This is a genomic window from Komagataeibacter rhaeticus, from assembly GCF_011611525.1.
GTDB classification, from domain to species: domain Bacteria; phylum Pseudomonadota; class Alphaproteobacteria; order Acetobacterales; family Acetobacteraceae; genus Komagataeibacter; species Komagataeibacter rhaeticus.
The window spans coordinates 75,624-90,209 of sequence record NZ_CP050139.1; the positions used below are offsets into that span (position 1 = coordinate 75,624).

General features: G+C 66.0%; 13 protein-coding genes, 1 tRNA gene and 1 pseudogene. 14 read left to right on the forward strand and 1 reads right to left on the reverse strand.

Features of this window, described 5'->3' with window-relative positions; translation table 11 throughout:
- Nucleotides 1-8: 8 nt before the first annotated feature.
- The 13 genes and pseudogenes from mnmG to GWK63_RS17140 all read left to right on the forward strand — a co-directional run bounded on the left by mnmG (nt 9) and on the right by GWK63_RS17140 (nt 13,480).
- Nucleotides 9-1,880 (forward strand): tRNA uridine-5-carboxymethylaminomethyl(34) synthesis enzyme MnmG, encoded by a 1,872-nt coding sequence (gene mnmG, locus GWK63_RS00320; RefSeq protein WP_007397162.1) that lies wholly within the window; start codon nt 9-11, stop codon nt 1,878-1,880.
- Nucleotides 1,877-2,503, forward strand: a complete 627-nt coding sequence (gene rsmG / locus GWK63_RS00325) for a 16S rRNA (guanine(527)-N(7))-methyltransferase RsmG (RefSeq protein WP_007397161.1) — start codon at nt 1,877-1,879, stop codon at nt 2,501-2,503. The genes mnmG and rsmG overlap by 4 nt, the downstream gene beginning before the upstream one ends.
- The gene (locus tag GWK63_RS00330; protein WP_034931231.1) at nt 2,496-3,320 is read left to right on the forward strand and encodes a ParA family protein; all 825 of its coding nucleotides are present in this window, start codon (nt 2,496-2,498) and stop codon (nt 3,318-3,320) included. The genes rsmG and GWK63_RS00330 overlap by 8 nt, the downstream gene beginning before the upstream one ends.
- On the forward strand, nt 3,320-4,219 hold the full coding sequence (locus GWK63_RS00335; RefSeq protein ID WP_034931229.1) for a ParB/RepB/Spo0J family partition protein: 900 nt from the start codon (nt 3,320-3,322) through the stop codon (nt 4,217-4,219). Before GWK63_RS00330 ends, GWK63_RS00335 begins: the two co-directional genes overlap by 1 nt.
- Nucleotides 4,220-4,304: 85 nt before the next feature.
- A tRNA-Lys gene (locus GWK63_RS00340) sits at nt 4,305-4,380 on the forward strand.
- 178 nt (nt 4,381-4,558) lie between these two features.
- Nucleotides 4,559-5,299 (forward strand): gamma-glutamyl-gamma-aminobutyrate hydrolase family protein, encoded by a 741-nt coding sequence (locus GWK63_RS00345; RefSeq protein ID WP_007397157.1) that lies wholly within the window; start codon nt 4,559-4,561, stop codon nt 5,297-5,299.
- Nucleotides 5,296-6,075: a pseudouridine synthase gene (locus tag GWK63_RS00350; protein ID WP_007397156.1), complete on the forward strand. Its 780-nt coding sequence runs from the start codon at nt 5,296-5,298 to the stop codon at nt 6,073-6,075. The genes GWK63_RS00345 and GWK63_RS00350 overlap by 4 nt, the downstream gene beginning before the upstream one ends.
- Nucleotides 6,075-6,650, forward strand: coding sequence for a 16S rRNA (guanine(966)-N(2))-methyltransferase RsmD (gene rsmD, locus GWK63_RS00355; protein ID WP_007397155.1), 576 nt, complete (start codon nt 6,075-6,077; stop codon nt 6,648-6,650). Before GWK63_RS00350 ends, rsmD begins: the two co-directional genes overlap by 1 nt.
- A 165-nt stretch (nt 6,651-6,815) precedes the next feature.
- Nucleotides 6,816-9,653, forward strand: a complete 2,838-nt coding sequence (locus tag GWK63_RS00360; protein ID WP_099963279.1) for a DNA translocase FtsK — start codon at nt 6,816-6,818, stop codon at nt 9,651-9,653.
- A complete protein-coding gene (locus GWK63_RS00365) occupies nt 9,650-10,408 on the forward strand; it encodes an RluA family pseudouridine synthase (protein WP_050800555.1) in 759 nt (252 codons plus the stop codon). Before GWK63_RS00360 ends, GWK63_RS00365 begins: the two co-directional genes overlap by 4 nt.
- Complete coding sequence (locus GWK63_RS00370; RefSeq protein ID WP_007397151.1) at nt 10,390-12,498, forward strand: hypothetical protein; 2,109 nt, start codon at nt 10,390-10,392, stop codon at nt 12,496-12,498. Before GWK63_RS00365 ends, GWK63_RS00370 begins: the two co-directional genes overlap by 19 nt.
- Nucleotides 12,499-12,535: 37 nt before the next feature.
- A pseudogene (locus GWK63_RS00375) lies at nt 12,536-13,198 on the forward strand (histidine phosphatase family protein); the annotation flags it as partial.
- Nucleotides 13,199-13,207: 9 nt separating this feature from the next.
- On the forward strand, nt 13,208-13,480 hold the full coding sequence (locus GWK63_RS17140) for a DNA translocase FtsK (RefSeq protein WP_223846724.1): 273 nt from the start codon (nt 13,208-13,210) through the stop codon (nt 13,478-13,480).
- 146 nt (nt 13,481-13,626) lie between these two features.
- Here the strand turns inward: GWK63_RS17140 and GWK63_RS17020 are convergent, their stop codons facing one another.
- Nucleotides 13,627-13,764 (reverse strand): hypothetical protein, encoded by a 138-nt coding sequence (locus GWK63_RS17020; protein ID WP_007397149.1) that lies wholly within the window; start codon nt 13,762-13,764, stop codon nt 13,627-13,629.
- 236 nt (nt 13,765-14,000) lie between these two features.
- On the opposite strand from GWK63_RS17020, the gene GWK63_RS00385 reads away from it, so the two are divergent.
- On the forward strand, nt 14,001-14,468 hold the full coding sequence (locus GWK63_RS00385; RefSeq protein ID WP_099963278.1) for a nucleoside deaminase: 468 nt from the start codon (nt 14,001-14,003) through the stop codon (nt 14,466-14,468).
- Nucleotides 14,469-14,586 lie beyond the last annotated feature (118 nt).

Below are 14,586 nucleotides of genomic sequence, written 5' to 3' on the forward strand. Positions count from 1 at the left end.
ATGGCGGGATGAAGCGCGCATATGATGTGATTGTCGTGGGCGGGGGGCATGCGGGATGCGAGGCCGCCGCCGCCGCCGCGCGCGCCGGTGCCCGCACCCTGCTGCTGACCCACCGGTTTGATACAATCGGCGTCATGTCCTGCAATCCCGCCATCGGGGGGATTGGCAAGGGACATCTTGTGCGCGAAATCGACGCGCTTGACGGGCTGATGGGAATTGCCGCCGATCGTGCGGGCATTCATTTCAAGCTGCTCAACCGCTCCAAGGGGCCTGCGGTGCATGGTCCGCGCGCGCAGGCGGACCGTACGCTCTACCGGCTGGCCATTCAGGACCTGCTGGCGCGTACCGAAGGGCTGGATATTGTTGAAGGGGCAGCGGGTGATCTGCTGGTGAATGCACAGGGTGGGGTGGAAGGCGTGGTCTGCGAGGATGGTCGCAGCTTTGCATCTGGTGCCGTGGTGCTTGCCACCGGCACGTTCCTGCGTGGCACGATCCATATTGGCCATGAGAGCGAACCGGCAGGCCGGGTGGGGGACAGGCCTGCCAATGCACTGGGGCGGCGTCTGGCAGCACTCGGGTTGCGCATGGGACGGCTCAAGACCGGAACCCCCGCCCGGATCGCGCGCGACAGCATTGAGTGGGATAGTCTGGCCGAAGACAGGGGGGATGCCGTGCCCGAGGCATTCAGCCGCATGACGGATGCCATCACCAATCCCATGATATCGTGCCGCATAACGGCCACTACACCGCGCACGCATGAAATCATACGCGAGAACCTTCAGCTTTCAGCCCTTTATGGCGGTGTGATATCGGGACGCGGGCCGCGCTACTGCCCCTCCATCGAGGATAAGGTCGTGCGCTTCGCGCAGCGTGAATCGCATCAGATCTTTCTGGAACCCGAAGGCCTGCCCAGTAACCCGGATGGGGCGCTGGTCTATCCCAATGGCATTTCCACAAGTCTGCCGGAGCATGTGCAGCTTGAAATGCTGCGCAGTATTCCGGGGCTGGAAAACTGCCGCATGGTGCGGCCGGGCTACGCAGTGGAATATGACTATGTTGACCCGCGTGAACTGGCCCCCACCCTGGAACTCAAGAACCTGCCCGGCCTGTTTCTGGCGGGTCAGGTGAATGGCACCACGGGATATGAAGAGGCGGGTGCCCAGGGGCTGATTGCCGGTATCAATGCGGCCCGGCATGCGGCGGGTCAGGAAGGGGTGACCCTGGCACGCGGACAGGCGTATATAGGCGTGATGATTGATGACCTGACTACGCAGGGGGTCTCGGAACCGTACCGCATGTTTACGTCGCGTGCGGAATACAGACTGACCCTGCGGGCGGATAATGCCGATCTGCGCCTGACCCCACTGGGGTTGGAATGGGGATGCGTGGGATCGGCACGCGCGGCCCGTCTCCTGTCTGACCGTACGGCGATCGATGCCGCCATGGCACGCGCCAGCAGTGAAACCTGCACCCCGGATGCGCTGCGGCGGGAAGGTGTGAATGTCTCTGCCGATGGTCGCGCGCGTTCGCTCATGGATGTGCTGGCGACGGACGCGACGCCCGACGTCATTGCCCGCGTCGCCCCGTGGTTTGCTGACCTGTCGCCCCGTGTGGCGCAGCATCTTATGACCGAAGCCCGTTACAGCGGCTATATTGCCCGGCAGGAGCGCGAGATCCGCCAGCTTGCCAGTGAAAGCCGGATTGTCCTGCCAGCCGATCTCGATTACCACCAGATCGGTGGCCTGAGTACGGAAATGCAGGAACGTCTGGCCCAGGTGCGCCCGGTTACGTTCGGGGCCGCCCAGCGTATTCCCGGCATTACGCCATCCGCCCTTGTCGCATTGCTGGCCCATGTGCGCCACAGGCCGGTGGCGGCATGAGTGCGGTCCCGGCCCTGCCGTCCGGTCTGGATGTTTCACGTGAAACACACGAGCGGCTTGAGCGCTATGCCGATATCCTGTTGCGGTGGAACCAGAAGATCAATCTGGTCTCCCCACATGACCTGCCGCATCTGTGGTCGCGCCATATTGCCGACAGCCTGCAACTGGCTGCACTGATCCCCGCGGGTGCGCCGGGTCTGGTGGATATGGGATCGGGCGGCGGTTTTCCCGGTCTGGTCATTGCCTGCGCGACCGATGCGCGTGTTACCCTGATTGAGTCCGACCAGCGCAAGGCCGCCTTCCTGCGGGAGGCGGCGCGCGTGGCGGGTGTGCAGGTGCGGGTCTGCGCACAGCGACTGGAACAGGCGGATGTGCCGCCCGCGCTGGTGGTAACGGCCCGTGCGCTGGCCCCGCTGCCGCTGCTGCTGGAATGGGGCGCGCGTTTCCTGCGGCCCGATGGTGTCTGCCTGTTCCTGAAAGGCCGCAATGCGGCAGAGGAACTGGCGGCGGCCCATGCTGGCTGGCACATGGCGGTAAACCGGATTCCAAGCCGCACGAATGCGGATGGTGTGATTCTAGAATTGAGCGATATCAGGCGTGTCAGAGACCATAACAATGAATGATACGGGAAGCGGGACCTCATCTTCCCCCCGCATTATCGCGCTGGCCAACCAGAAGGGCGGCGTGGGCAAGACCACTACGGCCATCAACCTTGCGGCCGCCATGGCGGCATCGGGGCTGAAGGTCCTGCTGGTTGACCTGGACCCGCAGGGCAATGCCTCCACCGGGCTGGGCGTGGGGTACGATGCCCGGCGCAGCGGTACCTATGCCATGCTGGAAGATGGCACGCGGGCTGCGCATGTGGTGCAGGCCAGTGCCGTTCCCGGCCTGTCGCTGATTGCGGCGGATACGGAACTGGCCGGGGCGGAACTGGAACTGGTCATGGCCGAGCAGCGTGAATACCGCCTGCGCGATGCATTGCGGCAGGTGGGCGTGGCGTATGACGTGGTGCTGATCGACTGCCCGCCCAGCCTTGGCCTGCTTACCCTCAATGCGCTGGTGGCCGCGCAGTCGGTTATCGTGCCGCTGCAATGTGAGTTCTTTGCACTGGAAGGGATCAGCCAGCTGGTACGGACCATAAACAGCGTAAGGCAGTCTCTCAATCCCGGGTTGATGCTCGAGGGGATTGTGCTGACCATGTATGACCGGCGCAACAACCTGTCGGAACTGGTGGCGGATGATGCCCGTAGTTTCTTTGGGGAAAAGGTGCTTGAAACCCTGATCCCGCGCAATATCCGTATCTCGGAAGCGCAGAGCCATGGGCAGCCGGTCATGAATTACGACCAGCGCTCATCAGGCAGCCAGGCCTATCAGGCGCTGGCCGCTGAAATATCGGACCGTCTTGCCCTGCATGGGGCACGCAAAGGGAAGGCACGGTGATGAAAACCAAAAAGGATGCCGGTCGCCCCCGTCTCGGGCGTGGCCTGGCCGCATTGCTGGGCGAGCAGGTCAATATGCTGCCACCCGCCCCGGCTGTGGAAGGGCGCAGGGTATCGGACGTCATTGCCAGCCTGCCGGTCGATGTAATGGAACCCGGCCCCTTTCAGCCCCGCCAGCAGATGGAACCCGAAGCGCTGGAAGAACTGGCCAGTTCGATTCGTGTGCGTGGCATCCTGCAGCCCATTCTGGTGCGTCCGCATCCCGGACGTGCGGGTATTTACCAGATCATCGCGGGGGAACGGCGCTGGCGTGCCTCCCAGATCGCGGGGCTGCATGATGTGCCCGTCCATATCCGCCCGCTTGATGATGGCGATGCCATGGCGGCTGCCTTGGTGGAAAACCTCCAGCGTGCCGACCTGAACGCCATTGAGGAAGCCGAGGGCCTGCAGCGCCTGCTTGATGATTACGAACTGACGCAGGATGAGCTGGCCAGTGCGATTGGCAAGTCCCGCCCGCATGTAGCCAATATGGTGCGCCTGCTGCAATTGCCCGCACCGGTACGCGATGCGGTGCGTCACCAGAGCCTGTCGGCAGGGCATGCCCGCGCCCTGCTGGCGCATGCGGACCCGGTGGCGGCGCTGAAAATCGTACTGGCGCAGGGACTGAACGTGCGCCAGACCGAGGCGCTGGCCCGTCAGCAGGAGCGCAAGAGTGCGGCCGCACGCGAAAAGGCGGAAAAAGCCGCCCGCAATCCCGAAATCGCCTCACTGGAACGTGATCTCGCGGCCCGGCTGGGGCTGAAGGTCCAGATCAGTTTTGACGGCAGGGGCGGCAGCATAAAGATCGATTACCGTTCGCTCGAGCAGTTCGATGGCCTGCTGCGGCTGCTGCAGCAGTAGGAAATTTTCAAAAAAGTTCAGAAAACCCCTTGTCAGCCAGTGGGGTGACTGCTAGAAGCCCTCTCACCCGAGAGGGTAACCCTGTGGGCGCATAGCTCAGTTGGTAGAGCAGCTGACTCTTAATCAGCGGGTCCAAGGTTCGAGCCCTTGTGCGCCCACCACCGGGTTAAACGGAAATATACAAGTCCCCATCAAGGCTCCGCCGGTGGGGATTTTTTGTATCATGCGTCCCGGGCCTTGTTTCCGCGCTATGGTTTCCCTCATGCAGCACAGGGAAGGGATCTTCATGACCTGTCCATTCCCTTCCGCCAGCCTGAGCCTGATCAAGGGATGGCTGCGATGAATGCCCGGCTTCCCCTGATCGGTGTCACGCTGGATGGCGAACCCCCTGCGCTACAGGGTGCGGGCGGCTATTCATGCTTTCCGTGGTATGCGATCCGGCAGAACTACATGGACATGATTGCCGCGTGTGGCGGCCTGCCCGTGGCCCTCGGGCATGACCCGGCGCTGGCCGCGCGGATGGTGTCCCGGCTGGACGGTCTGGTGGTGACGGGGGGTGCCTTTGATGTGCCACCCGACCTGTATGGCGCCACCGAAGCCCATGCCTGTGTCCGGACCAAGCCACGCCGCACGGCGGCGGAAGCGGCACTGGTGCGGGCCGCGCTGGCAAAGGGTATCCCCATACTGGGCATATGCGGTGGCATGCAGTTGCTGGCCGTGCTGCTGGGGGGCACGCTCGTGCAGCATATCCCCGATGCCCTGGCGCACGCGCTGGCGCATGAACAGCCCAACCCGCGTGACGAGGCGGGGCATGACGTGTACATCATGGCGGATACACATCTGGCGCGGCTGGTGGGGGCGGATTGCCTGCCGGTCAATTCGTCACATCATCAGGCGGTGCACGATACGGGGCGTGGGGTCGTATGCGCGCGTGCGCCCGACGGGGTGATCGAGGCGCTTGAACTGCCCGGGCACCCTTTCTGTATCGGGGTGCAGTGGCATCCGGAATTTGGCATCTCGGCAGGGGACCGTCTCCTGTTCGAAGGGTTGATCGACGCCGCAAGGCAGGCAGGAACATGACACAGGACCATTCTTCTTCCGCTTCCGCTGAACGGGGCGACCGTATCGCCAAATGGCTGGCCCGTTCGGGCGTTGCCAGCAGGCGGGACGCGGAACGCATGATTGCCGAGGGCAGGGTGCAGCTTAACGGCGCGGTCGTGAACCACCCGGCAACCTTCGTGGGGGCAGGGGACATCGTGCAGGTGAATGGCAGCGTGGTGGGCGCGCCTGACCGCACGCGGCTGTGGCGCTACCACAAGCCCGACGGGCTGGTGACCACCCACCGTGACCCCGAGGGCCGTCCTACCGTGTTCGAGTCGCTGCCGCCCGGCCTGCCGCGCGTCATAAGTGTGGGGCGGCTGGACCTGAACAGCGAGGGCCTGCTGCTGCTGACCAATGATGGTGAACTGGCGCGCAGGCTGGAACTGCCCAGCAATGGCTGGATCCGCCGCTACCGGGTGCGGGTGTTTGGCGTGGTGGATGAACGCATGCTGGCCTCCCTTGCCAGGGGGAGCGAATTCGATGGCGTGCGCTACGGCCCGATCGAGGCGCATCTGGATTCGGCCAAGGGGGATAATGCGTGGCTGACCGTATCCCTGCGTGAAGGCAAGAACCGGGAAGTACGCAAGGTCATGCAGGGGCTTAACCTGCATGTCAGTCGCCTGATCCGCACATCCTACGGGCCGTTCCAACTGGGTACGCTTACGCGGGGCGAACTGGAGGAAGTGACCGGCAAGGTCATCCGCGAGCAGGTGCCCGGCGGCCTGTCCGGTGGCAAGTTCCAGCGCAGGCCGTAATGCGGATCATCGCGGGAGAATGCCGGGGCCGCACCCTGCACGCGCCTGCGGGGCAGACGACGCGCCCCACGGCCGACCGGGTGCGCCAGGCCCTGTTTGACACATTGGCCCATGCGCCATGGGCCGGGCTGGACACCCTGCGTGGCGCGCGCGTGCTGGACGGATTTGCGGGCACGGGCGCGCTGGGGCTGGAAGCCCTGTCGCGCGGGGCCGCCAGTGCGTGCTTCGTGGAACGTGACCGCGCCGCCCTGCGTGCCCTGCGGGAGAATATTGCGGCCTGCGGCATGCAGGGCCGCAGTACGGTGCGCGCGCTCGACATGCTGCGCCTGCCGCCCGCCGGTGCCGCGGGACCGGTTGATCTGGTCTTTCTGGACCCGCCCTATAATCAGGACCTGCCGGCCCGGGCGCTGGCGGTGCTGGCACGCGGGGGCTGGCTGGGGCCATCCACCCTTGTCGTGGTGGAAATGGCGGCGGGTGAGGACCCGCCGGTGGAGACGGACAGGCTGCTGCTTGCACGCAGGCATGGAGCCGCCCAGCTGTATGTCTGGCGGAACGGCCAGGGTGACGCGGCGTAAGAGATTGCCCTATTTTATGCAACTGGCCTTCTTTCCGTCCATTGGTCAGGGTTATAGTCAGGCCGTTTGACGGGAATGGGCGGGTAAGGCCTGCGCTGGCCCGGCCTGTTATGCCTCTGGTCCCTGCGTGCAGGCAGGTGGACCTTCAGATCAGGATATGGATTTTTGGCGATCTTCAGCCGTTTTGTCCCTGACTCGCTTTCCTCCGGCCCGGTGCGCTCGCGCCTGCGCGAACGGTTGGCGGAAGCGGGTGGGCTTGGGCTGTGGATCGTGGCGCTATGCCTTGCCATGGCATTATGGAGCTATGACCCGCGCGATCCGTCGGCCAATACCGCCAGCGGGCAGGCACCGGCCAACCTGCTGGGCAGGCCGGGTGCCTACATGGCCGACTTCATGCTCCAGGATTTCGGGATCGTGGGCATGCTGGCCATTTTCTGCCTGCTGGCATGGGGCTGGCGGCTGATCCGCCACCACGGGCTGGCCTCGGCCATGCTGCGGTTCATCGCCCTTATATGCGGCCTGCCGGTCATCGCGGCGGATATCGCGGCCCTGCCCCTGCTGCTGCCGGGCCTGCATGCCCCGCTCTGGCCAACCGATGCCGGGGTGGGGGGGGCGGTCGGCCTGTCGGTGGCGCATATGTCCATCCAGGCCGCGACCGTGTTCATGGGGCACTGGGGGCCGCTGCTGGTCTGGCTGCTCGGGCTGGTCCTTGGCGGGCTGCTGCTGCTGCTGGCCATGGCGCTTTCGCTGTCCGAATGGAAGGCGATGGGCCGGGGCATCCGTTTCGTCCTGCGCCAGCCCATGGCGCTGGCAGGGTGGCTGCGGCACATGAAGGGCCGGACCCGGCCTGCGCATGATGAAGCCCCCGCGGCGGCCTATCCGGATTATCTGACACGCGGCGCTGAAGCCGATGCCGGGGCGGGGGAAGGCCCGGGCGGGCCGGGAACGTCGCTGTTCCGTACGCCCCGGCAGGAGCGCGCGCCCGTACCCACCCCGCCCACGCCCGGCACCGCCATGATGCCGCTGGAGGGCAGGCCACCAGCAAAAGCCGTATCCGCGCCCGAGGACAGGTCCATAGCCTTGGCCGGGTCACAGGAACAGCCCGGGACCCTGCCAGCCCGCAAGACGGATGGCGCGCGGCCGGCGCAGGTTTCGCTCCAGACCAGTTGGATGCATCCACCGGGCATGGATGAAGATGTCTCCGCGCCGCTGCTCATGGGGGGGCCTGTGCCCACCCCCACCTCGGATCGTGCGCCGTGGCATGAAGAACCGCCCGTAACCGGGACGAAGCCCTTCATCGTCACGCCCGAGGACGAGGACGACCTGCCGGTAGCCGCGCCCGAACCCGCGCGGCCGACCTTCCTGTCGCGCCTGTTTTCCGGTGGGGGCGGCCGTCAGGCCGAAGATCCCCAGGCCGGGCCGGAGGAATACGTCCCTCCGCCGACCGTGCCCTCCGTGGAGGAGGAAAGCTACACCCCGCCCCCGCAGCCGGAATGGCAGTTCCCGCCGCTGTCGCTGCTCAGGCCGCCGCCATCCGATGCCGCGACCAAACCGACCGAGGAACTGCTCCAGGCCAACGCCACGCATCTTGTGACCGTGCTGTCCGAATATGGCGTGCAGGGGGAGATCGTGGCCTATCACGCAGGCCCCGTCGTCACGCTGTATGAACTCCAGCCCGCCGCCGGGATCCGCGCGGCCCGCGTCATCGGTCTGGCGGATGACGTGGCGCGTTCGCTCTCGGTGCTCAGCGTGCGGATCGCCACCGTGCCGGGGCGCAACGTGATCGGGATCGAGGTGCCCAACGCACGGCGTGAGACGGTCTATTTCTCCGAACTGCTGCAGGACCCGCAATGGGCGCATTCGCGCAACCGGCTCAATCTGGCGCTGGGCAAGGATATCGCGGGCGAATCGGTCTACAGCGATCTGGGCGCCATGCCGCACCTGCTGATCGCGGGCACCACCGGTTCGGGCAAGTCGGTGGGCGTGAACTCCATGATCCTGTCACTGCTTTACCGCCTGTCACCCGAGCAGTGCCGCCTGATCCTGATCGATCCCAAGATCCTTGAACTCTCGATCTATGAAGGCATTCCCCATCTCATGACGCCGGTGGTGACGGAACCGGCCAAGGCGGTTGCGGCCCTGAAATGGGCGGTGCGCGAGATGGACCGCCGTTACCGCGCCATGGCCCATCTGCAGGTCCGCAACATCGCCAGCTATAACGAACGCGTGGCCGAAGCGCGCGCGCGTGGCGAGATCGTGACCCGCCGCGTCCAGACCGGCTACGACCCCGAAACCGGCAAGCCCACCTTCGAGGAACAGCAGCTTGCGCTGGACTCGCTGGCCTATCTCGTCATCGTGGTGGATGAGATGGCCGATCTCATGATCGTGGCGGGCAAGGAGATCGAGGCCCTGCTGCAGCGCCTGGCGCAGAAGGCACGCGCGGCGGGCATCCATCTGATCCTGGCCACCCAGCGGCCGTCGGTCGATGTGATTACCGGCACCATCAAGGCGAACTTTCCCACCCGTATTTCCTTTCAGGTCATCAGCAAGTTCGACAGCCGCACCATCCTGGGCGAGCAGGGGGCCGAGCAGCTTCTCGGGCGGGGTGACATGCTGTTCATGCAGGCGGGCGGCCGGATCACGCGTGTGCACGGGCCATTCGTGGATGACAGCGAGGTCGAGGCCGTGGTCGCCTTCCTGCGCACGCAGGGTGAGCCGATCTATGATGACGATGTCATCTCCCCGCAGGAGGAAGACAGTTCCGGCAAGCCTTTCTCCGCCCCCGCAGGCGGGGCGGAGGAAGATGGCCTGTTTGCCCAGGCGGTCGAGGTCGTGGCGCGCGAAGGCAAGGCCTCGACATCCTTCATCCAGCGCCATCTCTCGATCGGCTACAATCGTGCCGCCAAGATCATCGAGCAGATGGAAAAGGAGGGTCTGGTAAGCGAGGCCAACCATGTCGGGCGGCGTGAAGTGCTCATGCGGCGTACCACGGAAGACGAATGACCGCGCCCGCCCGCCCGCGTGGTTCCGTGCCGCCTGCCCGTTCCCTGCCATGCGCGGTCCTGTACCATGACAGCCGGTTCATCGTGCTGGACAAGCCGCCCGGCCTGCCGGTGCATCCGGCGCGCGCGGGCGGCCCCAGTGTCGAGGACTGGTTCCCCCTGATTTCCCGGCACCGCAACGGCCCGTGGCTGGCCCACCGGCTGGATCAGGACACGGCGGGCTGCCTTGTGGTGGCGCTGCGCAAGCAGGCCCTTGTCGCGGCACAGGAATGCTTTGCGGCAGGGCGGGCGCGCAAGACGTACTGGGCCATCGTGCAGGGCATGCCCGCTGGCCCTTCCGGCACGGTGGATGCCCCGCTTGCGCGTGTGGAACAGGGACGGCAGTGGCGCATGCAGGTGACGGCCCGCGGTGGCCAGCCCGCGCGCACGCGCTGGCGCACCCTTGCCACGGGACAGGACGGGGCGGGCAACCCCATAAGCTGGCTGGAACTGGTGCTGGAAACCGGGCGCACCCATCAGGCCCGCGCCCATTGTGCCGCCCTTGGCTGTCCCATACTGGGTGATGCCCGCTATGGCGCGCGGGCGGCGGGGGCGCTACACCTGATGAGCCGGAGCATCCACCTGCCACTGGACGTTCCCGTGCATGCCATGGCCATGCCGCCCGCGCATATGGACCGCCTGATGGCACAGGCCGGCTGGGCCGTTCCGCCCGGCAACGTGGAAAAGGAAGCAACACGGTGTTTGCCCACACATTGACGCAGGAGCTGCTGCGTGTTCTGGAACGGCCCGACCTGCGGGTGATCGCGGGCGGACGGCAGATCATGCTGGACCCGGCGCTCGACCTTCCTTTCCGCATCCTGCCCGGTGGCGCCATCGTGCTGGGACTGCCCGCGCAGGGCCAGCAGGAGGAGACGGCCTTCTTCCTGCGTCATGCCCTTGAACTGGCGCCCCTGCTGGAACTGGCTCCCCATAATGCCCTGTGCGCCGCCTTCTGCGCCGCCCGCACGGCGGCCCTGTTCTGGTATCTGGATACCGGCCGGGCGGATACCGACGCGCCTGCCGCATGGGTGCCGGAGATGGCGCGGGCCGATGTGCCCACGCCCGGAGCGCTGCGCCTGATCTGGCCCCTGCTTGCCCCTTTGCAACCGGCCCCGGACCATGATGTCGCTCCCGATTCCTTTGTGGCCCTTCATGCCCGCCTGCTGGCGCTGTGGCCCATGCTGGGCCCGACCGAGAATCTCATGGCCACGGGGGGCGACGCCCGGCTGGCCGTGGATGCGGCGACCGGCCTCAACCATTATGGCTGTTCGCACCGGCCCCGGCCATGGGCCATCACCTTTGCGTCCTCTACGGCGTCCTCGCTGTCCGAACGGGGATTTGCCGGGGCGGAGACGGCACGGCTGTCATTGCTGGCAGGCGCATTGCAGGGCAGGGGCGATGCCACGGCGCGCCAGCTTGATGGCGACATACAGGCCCGGATCGCGGCGCATTTCGGCCTGACGGGGGATGAGGGGGTGGTCCTTGCGCCCTCGGGCACGGACTGTGAACTGTATGCACTGGCGCTGGCGGGTCTGGCGCCGGGTGGCCGCCCGGTCAGCAATATCCTGCTGGCCCCCGAGGAAACCGGCAGCGGCGTGCCGCTGGCCGCCATGGGCTGTCATTTCGCCAACGATACCGCGCTGGGCCATCGGGTGACCAGGGGCGCGCGGATCGCGGGGTTTGCGGAAGATACCCTTGTCATCAACGTGCCCATGCGCGACGGGGCGGGCCATGTGCGCCCGCCTGCGGATGTGGATGCCGAGACCTGCCGCCTGACATGGCGGATGCGGCGCGCGGGCCGGCATGTGCTGCTGCACCGTCTGGACCTGTCCAAGACCGGCCTGCTGGCCCCTGGCCTTGCGGCCCTGGAGCATGCCTGCGCACCGCAGGCCGGTGAAGCCTGCCCCCCTGACGTGGTGGTGGATGCCTGTCAGGCCCGGCTGGACCCGCTGCGCGTGCGGGCCTATCTGGACATGGGGTGGATGGTCATGGTGACAGGCTCCAAATTCTTTACCGGCCCGCCGTTCTGCGGCGCATTGCTGCTGCCTGCCGGTGTCCGGCGCAGGCTGGATGGCGCCCGCCCGCTTCCCGTAGGCCTGGGGGATTACAGCTACCGCCACGCCTGGCCCGTGGGGCGCGCCTGTGACGTGCTGCCGCAGGGGCACAATATCGGCCTGATCCTGCGCTGGCAGGCGGCCCTGGCGGAAATGGCGGCGTTAAGCGCCATTCCCCGTGCCCTGATCCATGACCGGCTGCAGGGGTTCCTGACCGCCGTCGCGGGCCGGATTACGGCGGACCCCGCGCTGGAACTGCTGCCCCCCGTGGCCCCCGCGCGGCCCGTGCTGGACAATGCCTGGGACTGCCTGCCCACCATACTGAGCTTTTTTGTCCGCGCACCCGGCAGCACGGGTGAAACCTTCCGCCCGCTGGCCCTGCCACAGGCACGCCAGCTTTACGCCTGGCTCAATACCGACCTGTCCGATCTGGTTCCGGCGGATGACCCCGATGCTGTCCTTGCCGCCGTGCTGTGCCATGTGGGCCAGCCGGTGCCACTGGCCCATCCCAACCTGCCCGGTGCGGTTGCGGGGGCGCTGCGCATTTCAGCCGGGGCACGGCTTGTTTCGGGCGAGCCGTCGCATGCGGGCATGGACCCCACCGAACGGCTTGGGCGCGAAGTCCGCAATGTCGGCCAGATCCTGGCCAAGATCAGCCTGATCCTGCGCCACTGGTCCCGTCTGGGCCATGCTGCCCCGGTCCAGACCTACCTGCCACGCGGCTGGCAGGCACAGGCCATCCTGCCTGCCTGAAATTTTCCCGCATTTTCATACCCGATGGATTTCAAGCGTGAGCAAACAAACCAATCACGGCAATTTTCTTGATACCCCCCAGTTGCAGAAAGGTGTGACCCGTTTCTGGCTGATCCGGCACGCGCTGGTGGAACAGAATGCCCGCATGCGGCTGTATGGCACGATGGATGTGGCCCTGTGTCCTGACAGCCTGAAGACCCAGCGCTGGATGTATGCCGCCCTGGCGCGCCGCCTGCCGCATCCGGCGCTGTGGTTCACCTCGCCCCTGTCGCGCACGCAGCATACGGCGCGCGCCATACAGGAAGCGGGTTACGGGCAGCACGAACTGCATGTCGAACCGGACCTGATCGAGCAGTCACTGGGGGAATGGCACGGGATTGAACACCATACCCTGCCCGAAAGGCTGAACCTGCCCGCCCATCCGTTCTGGTCCGTCAGTGCGACCGAACAGCCGCCGCAGGGCGAAAGCATGGTGCAGGTCTGTGCCCGTGTGGGGGCGTGCCTTGACCGTCTGGCCGCCCGCCATGCGGGGCAGGACATGGTTGTGGTCAGTCATGGTGGGGCCATTCGGGGCGCGCTGGCCCATGCCCTGCGGATTCATGCCGATACGGCACTGCATTTTTCCATCCAGAACCTGTCGCTCAGCATTATCGAACGCCTTCCGGAAGGGTGGCGCATCGTGACCGTGAATGAACTGCCCCAGCCCGCCATGGGCAGGACCGGTCCGCGTGCCATCACCCATGCGGCGGTCATCGATCCCGACCAGACGGAGGATGAGACCTATACGGACGCGCTCTATGCGCGGGCGGTTGCCATCGTGGCGCGTGAGAACAAGGCATCGGCTTCCTTCCTCCAGCGCCTTCTGCCGGTCAGCTATTCCTGCGCCGCCAGGATGATCGGGCAGATGGAAAGGGAAGGGCGTGTCAGTGGTCCCAACCATATCGGGCGGCGTGAGGTCCTGATGAGCCGGACCGGGGATTAGGCGCTCACCCCGCACTGATCCATTGATGGAAAATGCAGGGACCCCGCTGCCCCATTTCCGCGGAAACGGGAGAGCGGGAAATCTTCATGTTTCCATAAGGTCTTGCAGGCAGGCTTTCGCACCATCCATCAGGCCCGTGCTGGCGTTCAGTGTGTGCGGGCATGCAGCATGCAGGTCAGCACGCAGCCTTCCTCTGGCTGGCTCCGGGGGGCGCGTAGACCGTCCGACGTGGCCATGCCCGCCACTATGGCGGCCGTGGCAAGAACAAGCGTGAGCGTATGCATGACCCTGTCCTTCCCGAAGGGTCGGTGGCTACCGGCGTCACGGCCGGTGCCCCGACCTGTGTTTCCCTGTGTGCTGGCGTCCTGTGTGCTGGCGTGCGGACTCCAGCGTGGCTACCGGCCTGTAACGTATGGTGACAGGTTGACGTGGCATTGATCCAGAAAAAAAATTGTCAGCTCCGGTCTCCGGGCAGGCTTCGCATCTTGCCGGCGTACGGGGCGCTGGTATCGTGCCGGGCATGAGTGGTTCATGTTTCCGTCCGGCAGATTTCATGGATATCGCGATGGAGGAAGCCCGTGCCGCCGCGGCGCGGGGGGAGGTGCCGGTTGGCGCGGCCCTGGCGGGGCCGGGGGGGCGGCTGCTGGCACGCGCGGGCAACCGGGTGGAGGCATGCCATGACCCCTCCGCCCATGCGGAAATGCAGGTGATGCGCGCGGCAACCCGCCTGCGTGGCGGCGCGCGGCTGGTGGACTGCACGCTGTATGTCACGCTGGAGCCGTGCCCGATGTGTGCCGCGGCCGCCATCCATTTCCGCATGGGGCGGATCGTGTTCGGGGCCTATGACCCCAAGGGCGGCGGGGTGGAGCATGGACCACGCCTGTTCACGCACCCGCGCTGCCTGCACCGGCCTGAAACGGTGGGTGGCGTGCGTGAGCGTGAGGCGGGCACGCTGCTGCAGGACTTCTTCCGCCAGCTGCGTGCCTAACCTATTTGTCATGCAACGGTATAACACGGGTCGGCTCTCTTGCGGCACAATGCAGGGGATGGGACTGTAAGCCACGGCGGCCAGTCCCGCCCGTATGTTTCGAGTTTTAAGCAGGACC

Coding starts and splice junctions, on each gene's coding strand:
- mnmG (WP_007397162.1), top strand. CDS start 9: ATGAAGCGCGCATATGATGTGATTGTCGTGGGCGGGGGGCATGCGGGA.
- rsmG (WP_007397161.1), top strand. CDS start 1,877: ATGAGTGCGGTCCCGGCCCTGCCGTCCGGTCTGGATGTTTCACGTGAA.
- GWK63_RS00330 (WP_034931231.1), top strand. CDS start 2,496: ATGAATGATACGGGAAGCGGGACCTCATCTTCCCCCCGCATTATCGCG.
- GWK63_RS00335 (WP_034931229.1), top strand. CDS start 3,320: ATGAAAACCAAAAAGGATGCCGGTCGCCCCCGTCTCGGGCGTGGCCTG.
- GWK63_RS00345 (WP_007397157.1), top strand. CDS start 4,559: ATGAATGCCCGGCTTCCCCTGATCGGTGTCACGCTGGATGGCGAACCC.
- GWK63_RS00350 (WP_007397156.1), top strand. CDS start 5,296: ATGACACAGGACCATTCTTCTTCCGCTTCCGCTGAACGGGGCGACCGT.
- rsmD (WP_007397155.1), top strand. CDS start 6,075: ATGCGGATCATCGCGGGAGAATGCCGGGGCCGCACCCTGCACGCGCCT.
- GWK63_RS00365 (WP_050800555.1), top strand. CDS start 9,650: ATGACCGCGCCCGCCCGCCCGCGTGGTTCCGTGCCGCCTGCCCGTTCC.
- GWK63_RS17140 (WP_223846724.1), top strand. CDS start 13,208: ATGGGCAGGACCGGTCCGCGTGCCATCACCCATGCGGCGGTCATCGAT.
- GWK63_RS17020 (WP_007397149.1), bottom strand. CDS start 13,764: ATGCATACGCTCACGCTTGTTCTTGCCACGGCCGCCATAGTGGCGGGC.
- GWK63_RS00385 (WP_099963278.1), top strand. CDS start 14,001: ATGAGTGGTTCATGTTTCCGTCCGGCAGATTTCATGGATATCGCGATG.